Source organism: Geodermatophilus sabuli (assembly GCF_900215145.1).
GTDB classification, from domain to species: domain Bacteria; phylum Actinomycetota; class Actinomycetes; order Mycobacteriales; family Geodermatophilaceae; genus Geodermatophilus; species Geodermatophilus sabuli.
Window position 1 is genome coordinate 240,815 of the sequence record NZ_OBDO01000009.1, and the last position, 22,867, is coordinate 263,681.

Annotated in this window: 19 protein-coding genes; 8 read left to right on the plus strand and 11 right to left on the minus strand. The window is 73.7% G+C overall.

Annotated features, from left to right (window positions below; translation table 11 throughout):
• Positions 1-3 precede the first annotated feature (3 nt).
• The 3 genes from CRP39_RS19830 to CRP39_RS19840 all read right to left on the minus strand — a co-directional run bounded on the left by CRP39_RS19830 (position 4) and on the right by CRP39_RS19840 (position 4,124).
• Entirely contained in the window at positions 4-1,254 is a 1,251-nt protein-coding gene (locus tag CRP39_RS19830) for a geranylgeranyl reductase family protein (protein ID WP_281253795.1), read from the minus strand.
• Positions 1,255-1,460: 206 nt separating this feature from the next.
• Positions 1,461-2,069, minus strand: a complete 609-nt coding sequence (locus CRP39_RS19835) for a hypothetical protein (RefSeq protein ID WP_097208092.1) — start codon at positions 2,067-2,069, stop codon at positions 1,461-1,463.
• Between the two features lie 57 nt (positions 2,070-2,126).
• Positions 2,127-4,124, minus strand: coding sequence for a thioredoxin domain-containing protein (locus CRP39_RS19840; protein ID WP_097208093.1), 1,998 nt, complete (start codon positions 4,122-4,124; stop codon positions 2,127-2,129).
• A gap of 833 nt (positions 4,125-4,957) precedes the next feature.
• Here CRP39_RS19840 and CRP39_RS19850 point away from each other — a divergent pair.
• A complete protein-coding gene (locus CRP39_RS19850; protein WP_097208095.1) occupies positions 4,958-6,466 on the plus strand; it encodes a DUF2252 domain-containing protein in 1,509 nt (502 codons plus the stop codon).
• A 378-nt stretch (positions 6,467-6,844) separates the two neighbouring features.
• Here CRP39_RS19850 and CRP39_RS19855 read toward each other — a convergent pair whose 3' ends face one another.
• Positions 6,845-7,411 carry a DUF4203 domain-containing protein gene (locus CRP39_RS19855; protein ID WP_097208096.1) on the minus strand — a complete coding sequence of 189 codons (567 nt, stop codon included), beginning with the start codon at positions 7,409-7,411 and terminating at the stop codon, positions 6,845-6,847.
• 161 nt (positions 7,412-7,572) lie between these two features.
• Between CRP39_RS19855 and CRP39_RS19860 the strand changes: the two genes are divergently transcribed.
• Both CRP39_RS19860 and CRP39_RS19865 read left to right on the plus strand, forming a co-directional pair.
• Positions 7,573-8,463 carry a cation:proton antiporter domain-containing protein gene (locus CRP39_RS19860; protein WP_097208097.1) on the plus strand — a complete coding sequence of 297 codons (891 nt, stop codon included), beginning with the start codon at positions 7,573-7,575 and terminating at the stop codon, positions 8,461-8,463.
• A 119-nt stretch (positions 8,464-8,582) separates the two neighbouring features.
• A complete protein-coding gene (locus tag CRP39_RS19865) occupies positions 8,583-9,143 on the plus strand; it encodes an AMIN-like domain-containing (lipo)protein (RefSeq protein ID WP_097208098.1) in 561 nt (186 codons plus the stop codon).
• A 20-nt stretch (positions 9,144-9,163) separates the two neighbouring features.
• On the opposite strand, the gene CRP39_RS19870 is transcribed toward CRP39_RS19865, so the two are convergent.
• Positions 9,164-9,505 carry a hypothetical protein gene (locus CRP39_RS19870; protein WP_097208099.1) on the minus strand — a complete coding sequence of 114 codons (342 nt, stop codon included), beginning with the start codon at positions 9,503-9,505 and terminating at the stop codon, positions 9,164-9,166.
• Positions 9,502-10,389 (minus strand): mycothiol conjugate amidase Mca, encoded by an 888-nt coding sequence (gene mca / locus CRP39_RS19875; protein ID WP_097208100.1) that lies wholly within the window; start codon positions 10,387-10,389, stop codon positions 9,502-9,504. The genes CRP39_RS19870 and mca overlap by 4 nt, the downstream gene beginning before the upstream one ends.
• 216 nt (positions 10,390-10,605) lie before the next feature.
• On the opposite strand from mca, the gene greA reads away from it, so the two are divergent.
• The gene (gene greA / locus CRP39_RS19880) at positions 10,606-11,109 is read left to right on the plus strand and encodes a transcription elongation factor GreA (RefSeq protein WP_097208101.1); all 504 of its coding nucleotides are present in this window, start codon (positions 10,606-10,608) and stop codon (positions 11,107-11,109) included.
• Between the two features lie 14 nt (positions 11,110-11,123).
• Complete coding sequence (locus tag CRP39_RS19885) at positions 11,124-11,453, plus strand: RNHCP domain-containing protein (RefSeq protein ID WP_097208102.1); 330 nt, start codon at positions 11,124-11,126, stop codon at positions 11,451-11,453.
• Positions 11,454-11,531: 78 nt separating this feature from the next.
• Here the strand turns inward: CRP39_RS19885 and CRP39_RS19890 are convergent, their stop codons facing one another.
• The 4 genes from CRP39_RS19890 to ilvA form a co-directional block, all read right to left on the minus strand.
• Positions 11,532-13,607: a M3 family metallopeptidase gene (locus tag CRP39_RS19890; protein ID WP_097208172.1), complete on the minus strand. Its 2,076-nt coding sequence runs from the start codon at positions 13,605-13,607 to the stop codon at positions 11,532-11,534.
• Between the two features lie 193 nt (positions 13,608-13,800).
• Positions 13,801-14,610 carry an ABC transporter permease gene (locus CRP39_RS19895; protein WP_097208103.1) on the minus strand — a complete coding sequence of 270 codons (810 nt, stop codon included), beginning with the start codon at positions 14,608-14,610 and terminating at the stop codon, positions 13,801-13,803.
• Positions 14,607-15,620 (minus strand): ATP-binding cassette domain-containing protein, encoded by a 1,014-nt coding sequence (locus CRP39_RS19900; RefSeq protein ID WP_097208104.1) that lies wholly within the window; start codon positions 15,618-15,620, stop codon positions 14,607-14,609. Before CRP39_RS19900 ends, CRP39_RS19895 begins: the two co-directional genes overlap by 4 nt.
• A gap of 220 nt (positions 15,621-15,840) precedes the next feature.
• Positions 15,841-17,064, minus strand: coding sequence for a threonine ammonia-lyase (ilvA, locus tag CRP39_RS19905; protein ID WP_097208105.1), 1,224 nt, complete (start codon positions 17,062-17,064; stop codon positions 15,841-15,843).
• A gap of 84 nt (positions 17,065-17,148) precedes the next feature.
• Between ilvA and CRP39_RS19910 the strand changes: the two genes are divergently transcribed.
• From CRP39_RS19910 to CRP39_RS19920, 3 genes are all read left to right on the plus strand, one after another.
• Entirely contained in the window at positions 17,149-18,621 is a 1,473-nt protein-coding gene (locus CRP39_RS19910; protein ID WP_245853983.1) for a sigma 54-interacting transcriptional regulator, read from the plus strand.
• A gap of 2 nt (positions 18,622-18,623) precedes the next feature.
• A complete protein-coding gene (locus tag CRP39_RS19915) occupies positions 18,624-20,630 on the plus strand; it encodes a VWA domain-containing protein (RefSeq protein ID WP_097208107.1) in 2,007 nt (668 codons plus the stop codon).
• A gap of 65 nt (positions 20,631-20,695) precedes the next feature.
• Complete coding sequence (locus CRP39_RS19920) at positions 20,696-21,490, plus strand: alpha/beta fold hydrolase (protein WP_097208108.1); 795 nt, start codon at positions 20,696-20,698, stop codon at positions 21,488-21,490.
• Between the two features lie 45 nt (positions 21,491-21,535).
• Here CRP39_RS19920 and CRP39_RS19925 read toward each other — a convergent pair whose 3' ends face one another.
• Complete coding sequence (locus CRP39_RS19925) at positions 21,536-22,846, minus strand: DUF2252 domain-containing protein (protein WP_245853984.1); 1,311 nt, start codon at positions 22,844-22,846, stop codon at positions 21,536-21,538.
• Positions 22,847-22,867: the final 21 nt, after the last annotated feature.

Below are 22,867 nucleotides of genomic sequence, written 5' to 3' on the forward strand. Positions count from 1 at the left end.
GGATCAGCTGAACGGCGGGCGCTCATCCACCCGCACCGACAGCCTGCCGGCGGTTCGCCAGAGGCGGGCGACCAGGTCGCGGTCGGCGTCGGTGACGAGGTTGCCCATCACCCGCAGTGCGACGGTCATGAGCGCCCGCGACCGCATGCTCACCGGTCCGGCGGCGGGCAGGAACCTCGGCACGGTGAGCAGCCCGGCCAGCCGGCGGGCGATGGAGAACGCCTCGCCGTAGTGCCGGCGCAGGGCCGCGGGCCAGGCCGCCGACCAGTCGTCCTCGTCGAACAGCTGGACGACGCTGCGGCCGGTCTCCAGCCCGTAGTCGATGCCCTCACCGTTGAGCGGGTTCACGCAGCCGGCGGCGTCACCGACCAGCGCCCAGTTGCCCCCGGCGACGTTCGACACCGCGCCGCCCATCGGCAGCAGCGCCGAGGCCGGCGCCTCCACCGGGCCGTCGAGCCGCCAGTCGGCGCGGCGGGCGTCGGCATACGTCTCCAGCAGCGCCTTGAGCTGCACGCCCGCCGGACGGCGGGCCGTGGCCAGCGTGCCGACGCCGATGTTCACCTGCCCGGACGCCGCCCCGAGGGGGAACACCCAGCCGTAGCCGGACAGCAGCTCACCCTCCGCCCCGCGCAACTCCAGGTGGGAGGAGATCCACTCGTCGTCCGCCCGCCCCGACCGCACGTAGCCACGGGCCGCGACGCCGTACGCGGTGCCCCGGTGCCACTCGCGGCCGAGCACCCGGCCCAGCGGCGAGCGGGCGCCGTCGGCGACGACCAGCCGCCGGCAGCCCACGGTGACCGTCTCGTCGCCGACCTCGAAGACCACACCGGTCACCCGGTCGCCGTTCCGCTCGACGTCGACGGCGCGGGCCCCGTCCAGCGGTGTCGCGCCGTCGGTGAGCGCCACGTCGCGGATCCGCGCGTCGAGCTCCGTGCGAGGCACGGCGCTGCCGTGGGCGGGGAACTCCCCGCCCGGCCAGGGCAGCTGCCACTCCCGACCGAAACCGGCCGCGCGCAGCCCCCGGTTGCGGGCGTGACCGCGGGCCCAGTCGCCGAGGCCCAGGTGGTCGAGCTCGGCCATCGCCCGCGGGGTCAGGCCGTCCCCGCAGGTCTTGTCCCGGGGGAAGACCGCGGCGTCGGCGAGCACCACGTCGTGCCCGGCGCGCGCCGCCCACGCTGCGGCGGCGGCCCCCGCCGGGCCGGCTCCGACGACGAGGACGTCGGTCGTGGTCGGGGCGGCGGCGTCGGCGATCACCGGCCCAGTGTCCCTGGTCCGGCCGGGCACCCGGCGCGCCGCTCAGCCGGAGAGCGGGAAGCGCTGGGCAGCCGCCCCCAGCACCGCTCGGTCGGCGCCGTCCAGCGGCTCGCGACCGGTGCCGCGCCGCGGTCGCGTCGTCCCAGGTCGGCGTACGCGGTGCGCAGCAGCTCGCGGGGCCGCCCACCGGGCCAGCCCGGCAGCGGTCACTCGGCGCGGGGACCGCGCGCGCGGACCTCCTCCACCGCCGCCATCGCGTCGCGGAGCTCGGCCAGCCACGCCTCGGCGTGCTCGCCCACCAGCCGGACCGCCCACACCAGGGCCTCCGACCGCGAGCGGGCGACGCCGGCGTCGACGAGGGTGTCGAGCACCAGCCGCTCGGGCTGCCGCAGCCGCGTCATCACGGGCACGGACAGGTTGGTGAACAGCTCCCGGACGTCCCCGCAGGCCGCGCCCCAAGCCACCGATCGGCCGTACCGGGCCTGCGCGGCGTCGGCGATCGCCATCCGCTGCTCGCGGGTCTCCTCGCGGAAGCGGGCGATGCGGCCGGCCCGCGCGGCCGCGGGGTCGCCCTCGCCCGGAGCCGGTTCGGGCAGCGTGCCGACGACGGTGATCTCGTCGCGGTCGATCGCCAGCTCGACCGGCCCGGTGAACCAGGCGTCAGGCAGGCGGCCGGTGAACCACCCGGCCACCTCGGCGCGTTCCACGGGCGGCGGCGCCTCGGGGGCGCGACCCCGGCCGCCGGGGCCGCGCCCCCGGAAGCCGCGCGCGAAGGGGTTCGGCGAGTCGGAGAAACGGGAGTGGGAACCGTGCACGACGACCTCCTGGATCGTGTTGATTACACGGTTACACCGTAAGCGCGGAGCTCGTCGTCAGGAAGGGGTCATCGCTGCGCCCAGAGCGGACACGTCGGTCACCGGCGCGGAGCACACGAACCCCCGGCACACGTAGGCGGCGGGCTGCCCACCCACCGGAGGCCGCCCGGCGAGCAGGGGGACGCCGGGAGCGTCCGGCCCGCCGACGACGACCACCGCACCGGGACTGGTCGACGCCCGTGCGGCCGCCGCCAGTGCCTCGCGGACGGGACCGGCCGGGCCGCTCACCGCGACCTCCAGCGGGCCGGCCAGCAGCGCCTCCCCCACGGCCGCGGCCCACCCGGCCGCTCGCGGCGCACGGGTCACCACGGGAGCCAGGGAGCCGATCGCCGCCTCGCCCAGCTCCCGGTGCCGCGGCGACCCGGCCAGCGCGCCGTAGGTGACCGCGGCCCCGGCCGCGGCCGCGATCCCGGCGGGGGTGGGGCCGTCGGTGGGGTCGAACGGGCGGTGCACCAGCGCCTCGGCGTCGGCCGCGGTGTCGTGCCAGCCCTCGGCGTCGATGAACTGCTCGGCGACGACGTCGAGCAGGTCACCGGCGAGCTCCAGCCAGCGCCCCTCCGCCGTGGCCTGGTGCAGCGCGAGCAGCCCCTCGGCCAGGTCCGCGTAGTCCTCGAGCACGCCGGCCGGAACCCCCACCACGCCGTCGCGGGAGGCCCGCCGCAGCCGCCCGTCCACCCAGTGCACGTCGGCCAGCAGCTGCGCCGCCCGGCGGGCGGCGGCGACCGACCGCTCGTCGCCGGTGAGGACGCCGTGGTCGGCGAGCGCGGCGATCGCCAGCCCGTTCCACGCGGTGACCACCTTGTCGTCGCGGGACGGCTGCGGACGGCGGGCACGCGCCGCGCTCAGCCGCCCCCGGACGGAGCCGAGCCGAGCCGGGTCGTCGGGGTCCCGCAGCAGCTGGAGGGTCGACGTCCCGTGCTCGAAGGTGCCGTGCGCCGTCACCGTGAACACCTCGGCGGCCCACCGGCCGTCGTCCTCCCCCAGGACCTCGGCCAGCTGGGCGGGGGTCCAGACGTAGGTGAGCCCCTCGACGCCCTCGGTGTCCGCGTCGAGCGCGGAGGCGAAGCCGCCCTCGGCCGTGCCCAGGTCACGGACGAGGAAGGCCGCGGTGTCGTCGGCGACCCGGCGTGCCCATGGCTCGCCCGTCGCCCGCCACAGGTGCGCGTACACCCGCAGCAGCAGCGCGTTGTCGTACAGCATCTTCTCGAAGTGCGGCACGACCCACCGCTCGTCGACGGCGTAGCGGGCGAAGCCACCGGCAAGCTGGTCGTGGATGCCGCCACGGGCCATGGCCTCCGCCGTGTCCCGGGCCATCCGCAGCGGCTCGGCGTCCCCGGTCCGGGCGTGCGCGCGGAGCAGGAACTCCAGCAGCATGGACGGCGGGAACTTCGGGGCACCGCCGAACCCGCCCCACCGCTCGTCGTAGCTGCCCGACAGCGCGGCGACGGCGGCGTCGAGGTCGGCGGCCGACACCGGAGTCGGGGCACCGAGCTCCAGGCGCGAGGAGATGGCCTCGACGATCCGGGTGCTCGCCGACTCGAGCTCCTCGCGGCGGGTGCGCCAGGCGTCGGTGACCGCCGTCAGGACCTGCCGGAAGGCGGGCATGCCCTGCGCCGGGCGCGGCGGGAAGTAGGTGCCGCAGTAGAACGGCCTCCCGTCCGGGGTGGTGAACACCGTCATCGGCCAGCCCCCGGAGCCGGTGAGCGCCTGGGTGGCGGTCATGTAGACGCTGTCGACGTCCGGCCGCTCCTCGCGGTCGACCTTCACGCAGACGAAGTCCGCGTTCATCTGCGTCGCGGTCGGCTCGTCCTCGAACGACTCGTGCGCCATCACGTGGCACCAGTGACACGCTGCATACCCGATGCTGATCAAGAGGGGTTTGCTGAGACGCCGCGCCTCCTCGAACGCGTCGGGTCCCCACTCCCACCAGTCGACCGGGTTCTCCGCGTGTTGCAGCAGGTACGGGCTCGTCGCGCCGGCAAGACGGTTCGGCATGCACCTCACCTTCCCTCACTGGTCCACGTGCGAACGAATGCTGGAATCCCTGGATCCAGCGGCATGTCGAGCATTCGTGCCACGGCGTGACGCAGCGCACCGGGGATGCCGTCGGCTCGATTGCCGCGCCGATCCGGCCCGACACGTTCCGGGCCATGACCACGAACGCGATGCCCGCGCCGCCGGGCCACATCGACCCCGCCACGTCTTCCTCACTGCGACGGAGGTGATCCTCCGGTACGGGTGGGGCCGCACCTACGGCTACCTGATGCTGCGGAGCAGCGGCTTCCCCCGCCGGGTCGGCGACCGCTTCCGGCTCGACACCCTGATCGCGTGGGAGCAGGCCGTGCTGGCCGGCGAGCTGCCCGGCCGCCCGGACGAGCCGAAGTCGCCCGGCGACGCCGCGGCCCCCGTCACGGCGCCGGAGCCCGAGCCGGCGCCCCGGCCGGCGGCGCCGTCCCGATCACGGACGACGTCCCCGTGGAGCGCCCCGACCCGCCGCCGTACGCGCGGCACCCGACCCCCTACGGCGCCCCTCGCACCCCCTCTGCACCGGGGAGGCGCTGGTCGACGACGGCGTCGATGTCCGCGCGCAGGCGGTCGGGTCGACGGGACCCGGGCCGATCGGCGTGACCGGCGCCCCGCCAGTCACGGTCGAGTATCGGCGTACTACAGAGGGGGTGATGCGCCCGGCTCGGTGAGGCGACAGCGTCCGAGGCTGCGTTTCGGGCACTCGCGCGGGTCGTGAGCTTCGAGCACGAGCTCCGCTGCCGCCCGGTACGCGGAAGTGACCGCGTGCTCGATCCGACGGGTCCCGGGAAGGCGCAGTCGAGATGACCGTTCTGCACATCGCACATCCGAGCCTGGACGAGCGGGCCCAGCACGGCAGGGAGGCACGGGAACAGACGCCGCTGGACAGTCACATCGGCTGGCGACCGGCAACGGACCGGCCCGATCCAGTTGCCCTGCTGGACGAACAGAACCGGACACGCGAGCCCGACCTGGTGCCGGTCCGGCACGGCCGGATGATGGCTTCGCCGTTCACCTTCTACCGTGGTGCGGCCGCAGTCATGGCGGCGGACCTCAAGGACACCCCGACCGCCGGGCTCGATGCCCAGCTGTGCGGTGACGCGCACCTGTCCAACTTCGGTGCGTTCGCCTCACCCGAGCGCAAGCTGCTCTTCGACCTCAACGACTTCGACGAGACGCTGCCCGGGCCGTTCGAGTACGACGTGAAGCGCATGGCGGCCAGCTTCACGATCGCGGCCCGCAACAACGGCTTCTCGAAGACCGACACCCGCGAGGCGACGATGGCCGCGGTGACCGCCTATCGCGAGGCGATGGCCGGCTTCGGGCAGATGGGCACGTTGGACGTCTGGTACGCCCATCTCGACGAGGACCAGATCATGGCCCCGCTTCGGGACTCCGTCGCCACCACCGGACACCACGACAAGACAGGCAAGAAGGGCGCGAAGGGCAACGCCCGAAAGAGCTTGAAGGACAAGTCCGGGAAGGACGGGAAGACCGACCGCGAGCTGGACAAGGCGGCGAAGACCGCAGAGAAGACGCTGAAGAAGGCGCACTCCCGGGACAGCCTGCAGGCGCTGTCGAAGCTCGCCGAGCAGGTCGACGGCACATACCGGATCATCAGCGACCCACCGATCGTGGTGCCGTTGCGTGAGGTCACCGCGACCTACGGGTTCTCCGCGGATGAGACCGACCAGATCATCCGGGATCAGTTCCGCGCCTACCGCGCCACGCTTCAGGCCGACCGACGACACCTGCTGGAGCGCTTCCAGATCGTCGACGCGGCGCGCAAGGTCGTCGGCGTCGGCAGCGTCGGCACCCGGGCCTTCATCGTCCTGCTGCAGGGACGCGACGATCACGACCCGCTGTTCCTGCAGATCAAGGAAGCCACCGCATCCGTGCTGGAGAAGTACCTGCCCCGGAGCCGCTACAAGCAGCCCGGCGAACGGGTGGTGCGGGGACAGCGGATGATGCAGGCCGCCAGCGACATCTTTCTCGGCTGGACCGCCGGTGCCCAGGCTGACCGCCACCTGTACTGGCGTCAGCTGCGTGACATGAAGGGCTCGGCGGAGGTCGAGGCGATGGTCCCCACCGGGCTCAGGTTCTACGCCGGGATCTGCGGCTGGACGCTCGCCCGAGCGCACGCCCGCTCGGGAGACCCGGTGGCGCTCGCCGAGTACTTGGGCGACGGCGACGCATTCGACCGGTCCATCACCGACTTCTCCGCCCGCTACGCCGACCAGAACGAGCAGGACTTCCAGGCCTTCGTCCGGGCGGTGCGATCCGGGCGGCTCCAAGCAGTCGAGGGGGTGTGACCGCGGAGGGGTGAGGTCCGCGCCGCCCCCCTGGGGCGGGGCCCGGTGGTCGACAGTGGTGCTGCTCGTGCCACGAGACGCGCAGCAGGGGCGTTCGTCCCGACCGGTGGGAGCACTGGCGCCGAGGACGGCGATGGTGTCCGCGGCACCGAGCTGCCATCCGAGGTCGCGCTGATCATGCCGCGGGCCGACGGGCGTCGTCACGGCAACGTCCCGCGATGAGGCCTGAACCCATCATCCGTGGTCAGGGTGAGAGCCGCGGTGTCTCTTCAGCGCGGTGCGCAACCCGGAGGCGCATACCCGGAAGCCCCGCCGGAACCACGCCGACTTCAGCGCCCGTCGACGATCATCCCCGGCTTGTAGCGAGACAAGCCCCGCCTAGACCGGGGCCTGGCTGGACTGCTGCACCAGTCGCCGCTGGACCGTCCAGCCGAGAGCGCCGAGCACGAGCCATGCGGCGGCGCTGAGGACCGCTTCGGCGGTGGTGTCCGGCGTGCGCAGGAAGCCCAGCGTGTCCGGCCAGATCCGACCCAGGCCGCTGAGGGCGAGCCCGGCGCCACCGAACGCGCAGGCCCAGATGGCGGCGGTCTCGTGGTACCGCTGCGCCGCCAGGCCGGAGAGCACGGCGACCGCCACCACGAAGATGACGGCGAGCAGGACGTTGCCGTCGTCCCCTTCCAGCAACCCGAACAGCTTCGCCCCGATCACCCCACCGGCGAGCCCCCCGACGACGAACAGCGCCGCCCGCAAGACCACGCGCGCGAGAACCCAGCCCACCACCGCGGCGCAGGCGGCGACGATGGCCGCGACCGCAACCGATGCGCCGAGTCCCTCCGCCACCAGCCAACCGAGGGCGAAGCCGCACGCCAGCAGCGCCAGGTGGATCGAGCGCAGACCGACGAAGCACAGCAGCAGGCCGACAACGGCCAGTCCGACACCGGTCACCCCGCGCCCCCTGCCGAACGCGGCACCCGGAGGCGCGCGGGCCCTGACACGGTCACGTCGCCCGGCCGGCTCTCTCTGGTCACCATGACAAGCCCCCAGCTCGACGACGGTCAGTTGGCGACCCTCCCGATCTCCCGGCAGCCGTGCCTCACCTCGGATGGATGAGTTCGTCCGCCGCGCTGGGGGTGCCGGTGGTGACCAACCCGGCGGTGCCGTCGCCGGTGCGCAGGCTGATCAACGTGGAGAGCGGACTGAACGACGGGATCGCCACGCCGGTGGTCTTGCTGGCGCTCGCCGGCGCAGCGTCGGCGGAGCAACTCGCGGAGGCGCCCGGGCCGGCCGGGGCACTGCTCGAGTTGGCGATCGGAGCGGCCGTCGGGGGAGGCGGCGGAGCGCTGCTGCGCTGGGCGCGCGGCCGTGGCTGGGCCGCCGAGGACTTCACGGGCATCGCCGTGCTGGCCCTGGCGCTGACCAGCTACGCCGCGGCTCTGATCGCGCACGGCAATGGGTTCGTCGCCGCGTTCTGCGGTGGGCTGGCCTACGGCGCTGCGGCCGGTCGGCGCGGACCCGCCGAGCTGGTCTTCACCGAGCAGGTCGGTGGCCTGGTCTCGCTGCTGGTGTGGCTGGCCTTCGGCGCGATCGCGGTACCGATCCTGGCCGACCGCGCGGACTGGAGGGTTGCGCTGTACGCCCTGCTCAGCCTGACGGTTGTACGGATGCTTCCGGTGGCGCTGGCCTTGCTCGGCGCCGGCCTGGACCGGGCCACCATCGCGTTCATCGGCCGGTTCGGTCCCCGCGGCCTGCCGTCGCTGGTGTTCGCCCTGCTCGCCGTCGAAGAACTCGGAATTGTCGCGAACGAGGCCGTGGCCGTCATCGCGGCGACCGTGTTCCTCAGCGTCCTCGTGCACGGCATCACCGCTTCGCCGCTGGCCGCCCGCTACCCGCTACCCGCTCACGGTCGCCTCGGCCGCCGCACCGACCTCCCCCGACGAGCGAGCGGTCACGGAGAGCACACTTTGCTCGACGAGTCGATCAGGCGCGCCGGGTCGTAGCCGGATTGTGCCGATGACCGACCGAGTTCTTCGTCAATTGCGGACATCACAGGCTCTGGTGCACGTGCGGCGCGTCGGCGGATTCTCACGACCGGACCCACATCCACCAGGAGGCCACCATGAACCGCACCCGGATCCTCGTCAGCCTCGTCGCCGCCGTGGCGGCGCTGGGGGTGGTCGCGCCCGCGTCGGCGAGTGCCGCCCCGTACTGCGGTATCACCTGGGGCTCCCAGGCGAAGTCACTGAACCCGTACGACCCGGGCACCGACCTCGTCCACGACGTCCGCGCCGGGCAGCACGACTGCTACGACCGGGTGGTCGTCGACGTCGCCGAGGTCGACGACTTCGACTCCTACGTCGTCCGGTACGTGCCCGAGGTGCGACGGGACGGCAGCGGGGAGGCCGTCCCGCTCCGGGGCGGGGCCGCACTGCAGGTCACGCTCGGCGCCGTCGGGTACGACGACCGGGGCAAGGCGACCTACTCGCCGGACGACCCGCTCGAGGCGGTCGACGTGTCCGGGTTCCGGACCCTGCGCCAGGTCGCGTGGCTGGGGTCGTTCGAGGGCCAGTCGGGCATGGGCGTCGGCACGCGGGCGCGGCTGCCGTTCCGCGTCTTCGTCGTCGAGGGCGGTTCCAGCCACGTCGACCGGCTCGTGATCGACGTCGCGCACCGCTGGTGAGCCGGCGCGCGGCCGGCCGGTCAGCCCCTCGGGGTCTCCGGCCGGCCGTCGTCGCCCCGGCGTGGCGGCTCGATCGCGCGGGGCGCCCGGCGCAGGTTGTCCAGCAGGTCCTGCCCCGGCTGCCGGCGCTCCTCGAGCAGCTCGGCGGGGGTGTCGGGGACGACGACCCGCGGGTCGTCGTCCTCGGCGTCGAAGCTGCGCGGCACCCGCTTGAGGTGCCGGCTCATCGACTTCACCAGCAGCGCGGTCGCGATCAGCAGCAGCACGATGAGCAGCAGCCCGATCGGACCGGCCTTGCCGACGTCCTCGGGCAGCTGCTCGTCGTTGACGGCGGCCAGGACGGTGGCGACGGTGGGGCTCATCGGACGGTCACCGCACTGCGGACGCCCGCGAACAGGTCGTCCTCGGGCACCGGCGAGTCGACGACCGACCGGGCGAGCTCGTAGTCCTCGGTGGGCCACACCTGCTGCTGGACCTCCAGCGGGCAGGCGAACCACCGGCCGTTCGGGTCGATCTGCGTCGCGTGCGCGATCAGCGCGGCGTCCCGGACGGCGAAGTGGTCGGCGCAGTGCACCTTCGTGGTGACCCGGTGGGACATGTCGCGGTCCGGGTCCCAGTTCTCCAGCCACTCCGCATAGGGCGACTCGTTGCCCGAGGCGATGATCGCCTCGTGCAGCGCCCGCGTGCGGGGCAGCGTGAAACTCATGTGGTAGTAGAGCTTGAGCGGCTGCCAGGGCTCCCCGAGCTCGGGGTAGCGGTCCGGGTCGCCGGCGGCGTCGAACGCGTGCACCGAGATCTCGTGGGTCTTGATGTGGTCCGGGTGCGGGTAACCGCCGCGCTCGTCGTAGGTCGTGATGACGTGCGGCTTGAACCGCCGGATGAGCTCCACCAGCGGGGCGGCGGCCTCCTCGGTCGGCACCACAGCGAAGCAGCCGTCCGGCAGCGGCGGCAGCGGGTCACCCTCGGGCAGCCCGGAGTCGACGAACCCGAGGAACTCCTGCTCGATGCCGAGGATCTCCCGGGCCCGGGCCATCTCGTCCCGGCGGATCTCCGGCAGGCGCTCCCACACCTCGGGCCGGTCCAGTGCCGGGTTGAGCACCGACCCCCGCTCTCCTCCGGTGCAGGTCGCCACCATCACGCGGACGCCTTCCGCGACGTACTTCGCCATCGTCGCGGCGCCCTTGCTCGACTCGTCGTCGGGGTGGGCGTGCACGGCGAGCAGGCGCAACGGGTCTGCTTCGGTCACCGGGACATCATCCCCCGTCCGACCGGGGCCCCGCCGCCTCCGGACCCACCGATCGGGTGGACGTGGTGCTCGTCACGCGCCGAGACGGTACCGTTCCGCTTCCTGTCGGGCGTGACGAGTGGAACACCTCGCCGTCCGACGGTGTTACGTTGGCCGTTCTGAACGCGGCCGTCCCCCGGGCTGGGGGGCGGCCACCGACATTTCAGGAGCACAACCGTGTCCACCCCCACTGACGAGCAGAACCAGGGCGTCTGGCTGACCCAGGAGGCCCACGACCGGCTGAAGGCCGAGCTCGACCAGCTGGTGGCGGGCCGTCCGGCCATGGCCGCCGAGATCAACGCCCGCCGCGAGGAGGGCGACCTCCGGGAGAACGGCGGCTACCACGCCGCCAAGGACGAGCAGGGCAAGCAGGAGGCCCGCATCCGGCAGCTGACCGACCTGCTGCGCACCGCCAAGGTCGGCGACGCCCCGACGACGGCCACGCACGCCGCCACCGGCACCGTCATCACCATCCGCTTCCAGGGTGACGACGACACCGAGAAGTTCCTGCTGGGCTCCCGTGAGATCGCCGGCACCACCGGCCTCACGGTGTACTCGCCGGAGTCGGCCCTCGGGTCGGCCATCCTCGGCGCCGCGCCGGGTGCGACGGTGACCTACCAGGCGCCCAACGGCCGCGACATCACCGTCGACGTCGTCGCGGTCGAGCCCTTCGTCCCCTGACCGGGGGCGCCACCGTGACCCGTCCGACCCGCTCCCGTCGGGCGGAGAACACCGGGTTCGCGTGCGTGCACTGCGGTTCCCCGGTCCCCGCCAACACCGACGGGCACTACCGCAACCACTGCCCGGTGTGCCTGTGGTCGCTGCACGTCGACGACCTCCCCGGCGACCGGGCGAGCGAGTGCCGGGCACCCATGGAGCCGATCGGCCTCGTGGAGAAGTCGGGCAAGGGCTGGCAGGTGGTCCACCGCTGCACGGCGTGTGGCCACCGCCAGCCCAACCGGCTGGTCCGCGACGGCGCCGCCCCCGACGACCTCGACGTCGTCCTCGGGCTCCCCTGGCTCTGACGTCGTCGGCCGTCACCAGAGGTGATCATCGGCGGGTGGCTGCCCCGGACCGCGCGTCCGGCAGCCACCCGCCGATGATCACCTGACCCTGAGTAGCCCTCGGCGGCGGAGCAGGGGCGTCGGGTCGGCGTCCCTGCCACGGACGGCGCGGAACGCCTCCAGCGGGTCCACCGAGCCACCCACCGACAGCAGCCGCTCCCGGAACACCTCGCCGTTCTCCCGGCGCAGGCCACCGTTCTCGCGGAACCACTCGACGGTGTCGGCGTCGAGCACCTCCGACCAGATGTAGGAGTAGTAGCCGGCCGCGTACCCCCCGGCGAACACGTGCTGGAAGTACGTCGTCCGGTACCGCGGCGGCACCAGGTCGTAGGCGACGCCGGCCGCCTCCAGCGCGGCGCGTTCGAACTCCGCCGGGTCCCCGATCTCCGTCTCCGGGGTGATCCGGTGCCAGGCCTGGTCCAGCAGCGTGGCCGCCAGGTACTCCAGGGTCGCGAACCCCTCGCCCCACAGCCGGGCCGCCTCGATCGCCTCGACGACGTCGGCCGGCAGGACCTCACCGGTCTCGACGTGCCGGGCGTACCCGCTGAGCACCTCGGGCCACAGCGCCCACATCTCGTTGACCTGGCTGGGGAACTCCACGAAGTCCCGGGGGACGGCGGTGCCGGCGAACCGGGGGTAGGTGACCGACGAGCTCAGCCCGTGCAGGGTGTGCCCGAACTCGTGGAACAGCGTGTTCACCTCGTCGAGGGTCAGCAGTGTCGGCCGGCCGTCGGCGGCCCGGGTGACGTTGAGGTTGTTCACCACCACTGGCCGGGTGCCGAGCAGCCGGGACTGGGTGACGAAGGAGCTCATCCAGGCCCCGCCGCGCTTGCCCTCGCGGGCGTAGAAGTCGCCGAGGTACAGGCCGACGATCTCCCCGCCGGCGTCGGTGACCTCCCAGACCCGGACGTCCGGGTGGTATCCGGCGAGGTCCGGGCGCGGGCTGAACCGGTAGCCGTAGAGCAGCTCGGCGGCCCGGAAGACGCCGTCGACCAGCACCCGGTCCAGCTCGAACCACGGCCGCAGAGCCGCGGTGTCGACGGCGTAGCGCTCCGCGCGCACCCGCTCGCTGTAGAAGGCCCAGTCCCACGGGGCGAGGTCGGTCACCCCGTCGCGGGCGGCGACCTCGGCGAGCGCGGCCGCCTCGGCCTCCGCGTTGGCCCGCGACGGACCCACCATCGAGCCGAGCATGGCGTCGACCGCCGCGGTGCTGCCGGCGGTCTGGTCGGCGAGCACCAGGTCGGCGTGCGTCGGGAAGCCCAGCAGGCGGGCCCGGTCGGCCCGCAGCCGGGCGATCCGTGCCGCGACCGGGCCGTTGTCGTGCTCGCCGGCCGAGGCACGGGTCACCGACGCCTCGAAGACCCGCCGGCGCACCGTCCGGTCCCGCAGCTTGGCCAGCACCGGCTGACCGGTGGGCAGCAGCAGCGGGAGGACGAAGCCGTCGACCCCGCGGTCGGCGGCGGCCCGAGCCGCCGCCTCGACCTCCTCCGCGCCGAGGCCGTCGAGCTCCGCGGCATCGTGCACCACCACGGCGGCGGCCTCGGTGGCCAGCTGCAGGTTCTGCCCGAACGTCGTCGACAGGGCGGACAACTCCTGGTTCAGCTCGGACAGCCGCGCCCGGCCGGCGTCGTCGAGCCGGGCGCCGGAGAGGACGAAGTCCAGGTGGTAGCGCTCCACGAGCCGCACCGCCTCGGCGTCGAGCCCGGCCTCGTGCCGCCCGGTGTGGACCGCGTCGATGCGGGCGAACAGCGCCGGGTCCAGCCGCAGCGCGTCGGAGTGCGCGGACTCCAGCGGCGCGAGCTCACGCTCGATCTCCCGCAGCCGGTCCGACGACACCGACGAGGCGAGGTTGTGGAACACCGCGCCTGCCCGCCGGTAGAGCCGACCGGAGCGTTCCAGCGCCACGACGGTGTTGCCGAAGGTCGGCGGCTCGGCCGACCCCACGATCGCGGCGACCTCCGACCGCTGCTCGGCCATCCCGGCGAGCAGCGCCTCGCGGCAGTGCTCCAGGGTGATCGCCGCGAACGGCGGCAGCTGCAGCGGCAACTCGGAGGGCTCGAGCAGCGGGTTGTCGGCGGACAGGACGGCGGTGGAGGTGGTCTCGGCGGCGCTCATCGCCACCCATCCTGCGCCATGACACTGCGGTCCTCCGGACCGCACCGCGGCCACGTGCCGTTCCCCCGCTGCGGGGAGCCGCTGCCCGTGCCCCGGCCGGGGACCCTCCGGGCCCCGCGACCGGTCTACCCCGCCATCACACTGCGGGCCCGCCGGCGGCTCGCGTCCATCCCCAGACGCGAGCCGCCGGAGATCAGCGGCTGGCCGTGCGCATGTAGGCCCGGACCGACAGCGGCACGAACACCGCCAGGATGACCACCGTCCAGATCACCGTGTACAGCACGGGGTTCTGCAGCGACCACGCGTCGGGCACCGGGACTCCCGGCACGGTGTTGCCGAACAGCTCCCGCGCGGCCTGCACCACCGCCGACACCGGGTTCCACTCCGCGAAGGTGCGCAGCACCGGCGGGAAGGTCTCCAGCGGCACGAAGGTGTTGGCCACGAACGTCAGCGGGAAGATCACGATGAAGCTGGCGTTGTTGACCACCTCCGGCGTGCGGACGAGCAGCCCCACCAGCGCCATCAGCCAGGAGATGCCGAAGGCGAACACGAGGAGCACCAGGAAGCCGCCGATCGCCTCCAGCACGGACGTGTGGATCCGCCACCCGACGACCAGGCCGGTCAGCGCCATCACCGCGATCGAGAGGACGTTGAGGCCGAGATCGGCGACCGTCCGCCCCACGAGCACCGAGGAGCGGGACATGGGCAGCGACCGGAACCGGTCGATCAGCCCCTTCTGCAGGTCCTCGGCGATGCTCGCCCCGGTGATGGTGCTGCCGAACACCACCGTCTGGGCGAAGATCCCCGGCAGCAGGAACTCCGCGTAGCTGACCCCTCCGGGCACCTGGATGGCGCCGCCGAACACGTAGCGGAACAGCAGCACGAACATGATCGGCGACAGGGTCGCGAACACGATCAGGTCCGGGACGCGCTTGACCTTGATCAGGTTGCGCCGGGTGATGACGGCGCTGTCGGACAGCGTCTGCGCGAGCGTGCTGCTCATCGGGCACCTCCCCCGGCCGGCGCCGGCGTCCGGTCGCCGGTCGCGGCGTCGTCGGCCGGGCCGGTCGCCTCCTCCGCCACGTGACCGGTGAGGGTCAGGAACACGTCGTCCAGGTCGGGCCGGCGCAGCCCGATGTCGAGCACCTCGACCGCGGTGCCCTCGAGCAACCGCAGGGCCGTGGCGAGGTCGTCGGTGCCGCCGCTGACCGGCAGCGAGAGCCGGCGGGTCGACTCGTCCAGCCGCGGCTCGTCGACCGCCAGGGGACGCAGCCGGCCGGCCGCCTCCTTGAGGTCGCCGGCATCGCCGACGGTCAGCTCCAGCCGCTGCCCGCCGACCTGCGCCTTGAGCTCGTCGGCGGTGCCGCGGGCGATGACCCGGCCCCGGTCGATCACCACCATGCGGTCGGCCAGCCGGTCGGCCTCCTCCAGGTACTGGGTGGTCAGCAGGATCGTCGTCCCGCCGCCGGCGAGGTCGGCGATGAACTCCCACATCGACAGCCGGCTGCGGGGGTCCAGGCCCGTCGTCGGCTCGTCCAGGAACAGCACCCGGGGGCGGGCGATCAGCGACGCGGCGATGTCCAGCCGCCGGCGCATGCCGCCCGAGTAGGTCTTGGCCGGACGGTTCGCCGCGCCGGTCAGGTCGAACCGCTCCAGCAGCTCACCGGCCCGCGACCGGGCCTCGGCGCGCGTGAGCCGGTAGAGCCGGCCGACCATCTCCAGGTTCTCGAAGCCGGTGAGGTACTCGTCGACGGCGGCGTACTGACCGGTCAGCCCGATCGACGAGCGCACCGCGTCGGCGTCGCGCACGACGTCCAGACCCACCACCTCTGCCCGCCCGGCGTCGGCGCGCAGGAGGGTGGTGAGGATCCGCACCACCGTCGTCTTGCCCGCGCCGTTGGGACCCAGGAGCCCGAGGACGGACCCCTCGGCCACGGTCAGGTCCACCCCGTCGAGGGCCGTCGTCGCGCCGAAGCGCTTGACCAGGCCCTCGACGACTATCGCGTCGGTCATGAGGGGCACGTTAGGGCCCGGTGCCGACACTCTCCGACTGCTTTTCGGCCCGCCCGGGCCGGGTCCGCGACGAGCTGGTCCATGACTCTCCTCCGTCTGCCGCACCCCGCGCGGTGCAGGGCGCAGGGAGGAGACGGCGCGGAGTGCAGGAACTCACCGTCAGCCGGCCGTGACCCCGGTCGGCTCTCGCGTACTGCGAGAGGTGCGGAGGAGTCCTCCCTCAGCCGGTGGTCACCGCGTAGCCGGCACGGTCCAGCCGGGCGAGGACGTCCCTGGCGTGCTCGGGGCCACGGGTCTCCAGGACGACGAACACCTCCACCTCACCGAGGTCCAGGCGGGTCGCCGTCCGCTCGTGCGCGACCTCCAGCACGTTGGCGCCGGCGTCGGCCAGCTCGGTGAGCACGGCCGCGAGCGACCCGGGCCGGTCGGGCACCCGCAGCCGGAGCCGCAGGTAGCGGCCCGCGGCGGCCATGCCGTGCTGGACGACCTTGAGCAGCAGGACCGGGTCGATGTTGCCGCCGGAGACGACGGCCACCACCGGGGGCCGGAACGCCGTGGGGTCGGCCAGCACCGCCGCCACCGCCGCCGCACCCGCCGGTTCGACGACCAGCTTGGCCCGCTCCAGGCAGAACAGCAGCGCGCGGGAGAGGTCCTCCTCGGTGACCGTGCGGACCTCGTCGACGAGGTCCCGGACGTGCGCGAACGTCAGCGCCCCCGGCGCCCCGACGGCGATGCCGTCGGCCATCGTCGCCATCCCGGACAGCGCGACGGGGCGGCCGGCGGCCAGCGACCCGGGGAACGCCGCGGCCTCCGCGGCCTGCACGGCGACCACGCGGACGTCGGGACGGCGGGCCTTCACCGCCGCGGCCACCCCGGAGACCAGCCCGCCCCCACCCGTGCAGACGACGACGGTGGCCACGTCAGGGCACTGCTCGAGCACCTCCAGCCCGACCGTCCCCTGCCCGGCGATGACGTCGGGGTGGTCGAACGGGTGGATGAACACCGCACCGGTGCGCTCGGCGTGCTCGACGGCCGCGGCCATGGCCTCGGTGAGGTCGTGCCCGGCCAGGCGCGCGTCGGCGCCGTACCCGCGGGTGGCGGCGACCTTGGGCAGCGGAGCGGACTCCGGCATGAACACCGTGGCGCTCATCCCGAGCAGCTGCGCGGCCAGCGCGACGCCCTGGGCGTGGTTGCCGGCGCTGGCGGCGACCACCCCGCGGACGCGCTCGTCGGCGGTCATGCGGGACAGCCGGGTGTAGGCGCCGCGGATCTTGAAGGAGCCGGTGCGCTGGAGGTTCTCGCACTTGAGCCACACCGGCCCGCCGACCCGCTCGGCCAGGGCCCGGGAGTGCTCCAGCGGCGTGTGCCGCACGACCCCGTCGAGCAGCACCGCCGCGGCGTCGACCTCCGCCGCACCGAGCAGGAGCACCTCGTCCGCGACCATGCCGGTGATCCTCCCAGGCCGGAGTGCAGGTGGGAGCCCCCGTACGGGTGCCCACAGTCGCACCCTGGTCGTACCGTGGCTGGGGTGACGGACCCCGGCGTCTCTGCCTCCGCTCCCCCCGCTCCCACGACCCTCGGCGAGCTCCGCGACAGCGGAGCCGCGTTCCGGCCCGTCAAGGCCGAGATCCGCGCCAACCTGCTCGCCCGCCTCGGCGCCGGCGAGCCCAGCCTGCCGGGCATCGTCGGCTTCGACGACACCGTCGTCCCCGAGGTCGAGCGGGCCCTCATCGCCGGTCACGACCTCGTCCTGCTCGGCGAGCGCGGCCAGGGCAAGACCCGGTTGATCCGCACCCTGGTCGGCCTGCTCGACGAGTGGACGCCGGTGCTGGCCGGCAGCGAGATCAACGAGCACCCCCTGCACCCGATCAGCGTGTGGGCGCACCGGCAGATCGCCGCGCACGGCGACGCCACCCCGGTCGGCTGGCTGCACCGCAGCGATCGTTTCGGCGAGAAGCTGGCCACCCCCGACACCAGCGTCGGCGACCTCATCGGCGACGTCGACCCGATCAAGGTCGCCGAGGGCCGCACCCTGGGCGACCCGGAGACGGTGCACTACGGGCTCGTCCCGCGCACCAACCGCGGCATCTTCAGCGTCAACGAGCTGCCCGACCTCGCCGAGCGCATCCAGGTCGCGCTGCTCAACGTCCTGGAGGAGCGCGACATCCAGATCCGCGGGTACCGCGTCCGCCTGCCGCTGGACCTGCTGCTGGTGGCCAGCGCCAACCCCGAGGACTACACCAACCGCGGCCGGATCATCACCCCGCTCAAGGACCGCTTCGGCGCCGAGGTGCGCACCCACTACCCGATCGAGCTCGCCGACGAGATCCGGTTGCTGCGCCAGGAGGCGCACACCGGCTGGCTCGACACCGCCGGCCAACACGGGAACGGGCACCTCGAGTCACCCCTGATCCCCGACCACCTGGTGGAGATCATCGCCCGGTTCACCCGGCTGGTCCGCGAGTCCACCCACGTCGACCAGCGCTCCGGCGTCAGCGCCCGGTTCGCCATCGCCGGCCTGGAGACCGCCGCGGCCTCCGCCGTCCGCCGGGCCGCGGTCGCCGGTGAGCCCCGGCCGGTGGCCCGGGTCGTCGACCTGCCCGCCGTCGTCCCGGCCAGCCGCGGCAAGGTCGAGTTCGCCGACTCCGGCGCCGACCCGGACGACGAGCGGGAGCTGGAGATCCTGGAGCACCTGCTGCGCCAGGCGACCGCACAGACCTACCGCGCCCGCTGCGCCGGCCTGGACCTCACCGGCCTGCAGGAGCACTTCACCGGCGGGGAGACCGTCGAGTCCGGGGAGCTGGTGCCGGCCGCGGCGCTGCTGGGCCAGCTCGGCACCATCCCGAAGCTCGCCGAGCTGCTGGGCCGGCTCGGCGTGCCCGAGGGGGAGCAGTCGGCCGAGCAGGCGGCCGCCGCGGTCGAGTTCGCCCTCGAGGGGTTGTACCTCACCCGCCGGCTGGCGAAGGACACCGACGGCACCCGCACGGTCTACGGGGCCTGACCATGCCCTCCCGGCGCGGTCGCGGCCACCGCTACTCGAGATGGCACGGCGGGCCCGACCCGCTGGCCCCGCCCTACGACCTGGGCAGCGCCGTCGACGAGATCGGCGACTCCGTGCTGTCCGGCAGCGGCGTCCGCGAGGCGCTGCGGGAGCTGCTGCGCCGCGGCATGGACGGCCGCCGCGGTCTCGACGAGCTGCGCCGGTCGGTGCGCGAGCGGCTGCGGCAGGCCCGCTCCGCCGGGCGCATGGACGGCACGCTGCAGGAGGTCCGCGAGCTGCTGGACCGGGCCGTCGAGGCCGAGCGGCGGGAGCTGTTCCCCGACCCCGACGACATGGCCCGGCTCAAGGAGTCCGAGCTCGACGCGCTACCGGACGACACCGCCGGCGCCGTCCGCGCGCTCAAGGACTACGACTGGCGCTCGCCGGAGGCCCGGCAGGCCTACGAGCAGATCCAGGACCTCCTGCGCCGGGAGGTCCTCGACAGCTCCTTCGCGTCGATGAAGCAGGCCCTGGAGAACGCGACCGACCAGGACATGCAGGCGGTCAAGGACATGGTCGCCGACCTCTCGCAGCTCATCGACGCGCACAACCGCGGCGAGGACACCGACGAGCAGTTCGAGCAGTTCATGGAGAAGCACGGCCAGTTCTTCCCGGACGACCCCCAGTCCGTCGAGGAGCTCATCGACTCCCTCGCCCGCCGGGCCGCCGCGCAGGAGCGCATGATGGCCGGCCTCTCCCCCGAGCAGCGGGCCGAGCTGGCCGACCTGATGGCCCAGACCATGGACGACCTGGGGCTGGCCAGCGAGATGGCGCACCTGCAGGACGCCCTCCGCCAGGCCCGTCCCGACCTGCCCTGGGGTCAGCGCGGCCAGGTGCCCGACGGCGAGCAGGCCCTCGGGCTCGGGGACGCGACCAGCGCGGTGGCCGAGCTCGCCGACCTGGAGGCGCTGTCCAACCAGCTCTCCCAGGGCTACGCCGGCGCCTCCCTGGCCGACGTCGACGAGGAGCTGCTGGCGCGGGCGCTGGGCCGGCCCGCCGTCGACGACATCGCCGCGCTGCGCCAGATGGAGCGGGAACTGGAGCGGCAGGGCTACCTCAACCGCACCGACGGCAAGCTGGAGCTCTCCCCCAAGGCGGTCCGCCGGCTGGGGGCGACCGCACTGCGGCGGGTGTTCGCCCAGCTCGACGCCACCGGCCGGGGCGAGCACGACGTCGCCGACGCCGGCGCCGCCGGGGAGCTCACCGGTGGCGCGCGGGAGTGGCGGTTCGGCGACGAGCAGCCGCTGGACGTCGTCCGGACGGTGCGCAACGCCGTCCTGCGCACCGCCGGCGAGCCGCGCCCGCTGCTCGACCCGCCCACCCCGACGGGCCACCGGCGCGTGCGGATCGCCGTCGAGGACTTCGAGGTCGTGGAGACCGAGCGGCGGACCGGGGCGGCGGTCGCCCTGCTGGTCGACCTCTCCTACTCGATGGCGCTGCGCGGCACGTGGGGCGCGGCCAAGTCGACGGCGATGGCGCTGCACTCGCTGGTCACCACCCGCTTCCCTCAGGACGCGATCCAGATCATCGGGTTCTCCTCCACCGCGCAGGTACTGCGCCCGGAGACCCTCGCGGAGCTGTCGGTGGACACGCTGCAGGGCACCAACCTGCAGCACGGGCTGATCCTGGCCCGGCGCTTCCTGGCCCGGCACCGGGACGCCGAGCCGGTGGTCCTCGTCGTCACCGACGGCGAGCCCACCGCCCACCTGGAGGACGACGGGACGCCGTTCTTCTGCTGGCCGCCGATGCCCGAGACGATCGCCCGCACCGTCGCCGAGGTGGAGCGGGTGGCCCGCTCCGGCGCGACGATGAACGTGTTCGCCCTCGATCCCGACCCGGGGCTGGTCCACTTCGTCCACGACATCACCCAGCGGGCCGGCGGCCGCGTGTTCACCCCTGACAGCGAGCGGCTCGGCGAGTACGTGGTGGCCGACTACCTGCGCACCCGCCGGGGCCGCCGGGCCCGTTGAGGCGGCTCGCTCCCGAGCACGCCTCTGGCCGCTGACTTCCCGCGCCGCGACGGGTCTGCACCGGCATGACCGAGTACGTGCACACGCGCGACGGCGTGCCGATCGCCTATGACCGGGAGGGGTCCGGCCAGCCGTTGATCCTCATCGGGGGAGCCGGGCAGTTCCGCGCGGTCGACCCCGACACCCGCGAGCTGACCACCGAGCTGGCCCGGCGGGGGTTCGACGTCGTCCACCACGACCGGCCCGGGCGGGGCGACAGCGGTGGCGAACCGCCGTTCCGGCTCGCCGGGGAGGTGGCCGCGGTCCGCGCGCTGCTGGAGGCGGTCGGCGGGCGGGCCTGGCTGTACGGCAGCTCCTCGGGCGGCGCCATCGCGCTGGCCGCGGCGGCGGAGCTGCCGGGTGTCGAGCGCCTGGTGCTCTGGGAGGTGCCCCTCGGCGAGGAACAGGGCTCCGACGGCGCGGAGTACCTCGCCGCCCTCCGGGAGCGGGTGGCGGCCGACGATCCCGAGGGGATCTGGCGGCTCTACACCGACGGCATGCCGCCGGACTGGTTCGAGGCCATGCGCCGCGGGCCGCAGTGGCCACTGTTCGAGCGGATGGCACCCACCCTCGAGGCCGACGCGGAGGCGCTCGCCTGGACCCAGTCGGCACCGAGGGCGCAGCTGTGGGCGCCGGTCACCGCGCCGGCCGTGGTGCTGCTGGGGACCAGCACCTTCCCGTTCATGGCCGACGCCGCCGAGTCGATCGTGCGGTCCCTCCCCCGCGCCGAGAAGGCCGAGCTGCCCGGCGCCGGCCACCGCTGGGCGGCCGCCGACCTCGCCGACCGCCTCGCCGGGTACCTGCCGCCGAGCGAGGCATAGGAAGCTCCACCCGCGTCAGGACGCCGGGCACACGGGGATTGCCTCCTATGCCTCGGGCGCCGGGTGGGAGCCGCTCGAGCTGATCCCGGGGATCGCCCCGGCGCGGAAGGCGTCGACGAACAGCCGGTGGTCCCGCTGGGCCCCCCGGGCGTAGGAGTGCGCGAAGTCGACGACGTCGGCGGTGAACTGCGCACGCCGGTCGCCCACCATGGCGGTGATCGCGTCCTCGGTCTGGAACGGCACCAGCGTGTGGTCGCTGTCCGCGTCGCCGACGCAGTGCATCTTCGCCGTGGCCCGGCCCAGCTGCGCCATCACCGGGGCGATCTCCTCGGGCTCGGTGAGCTCGTCCCAGTCCAGGTCCACCTCGTAGGGCGAGAGCTCCTGGACGACGAAGCCGACGCCGTCGATCTCGGTGTGACCGAGGAACTGGGAGGCGTTGGCCTGCAACGCGCGCTGCGACATCGCCGTCCGGTGCCCCTCGTGCTCGAAGAACCCGCGGATCGCCGCGTCCCGCACGATCCGGCTGGGCGCCGGCACGTTGCCCTGCTTGAGCGAGAGGACGACGTCGTTCTCCAGCGCCTGGTCGTAGCCCTCGATGAGCACGTTGTAGGCGGGCAGCCCCGCGCTCCCGATGCCGAACCCGCCGGTGGCGATCACGTCCTTCACGTCGAAGGCGACGTCCCGGCGCCGGCGCGGTGGGAAGACGGTGCGGCGGTACCGCTCCAACGCGGCGAGCACCCGCTCGCGCTCGGCGCCGGCCAGCCGACGGTTGCGGGGCCCCTCCGCGAAGCGCCGCTCGTAGCCCTCCACGACGGTCATCCGCTCCAGCAGCGCGAGCCGGCTGCGCGCGCTGGTCCGCAGGATCGCGTCGTGCACCGCGCCCTCGGTGTTCTCCCGCACCAGCGCGAAGGACTTGTCGTCGTCGAGCCGGGTGAAGGCCGCGACCTGGTCCAGGTAGGCATCGAGATACCGGCGCAGCAGGTCGGCGATGACGTCGTCCCCGAGCGCCTTGCGCCAGGCCAGCAGCGCGAAGCTCGCCGCGAAACGGCGCAGGTCCCAGCTGACGTGGCCCAGGTAGGCCTCGTCGAAGTCGTTGACGTCGAAGACGATCCGCCCGCTGCCGTCCATGTACGTGCCGAAGTTCTCCGCGTGCAGGTCCCCCTGGATCCACACCCGGCTGGTCCGCTCGTCGCTCCAGTCGTCCTGCTGCTGCGCCATGTCGGCGTAGAACAGGCAGGCGCTGCCCCGGTAGAACGCGAAGGGGTCGGCAGCCATCTTGCGGAACTTGGTGCGGAACGCGTCGGCGTCGGCGGTCATCAGCTCGGAGAAGGCGTCGACCAGCACGTCGACGATCACCTGACTGCGTTCACCGTCCGT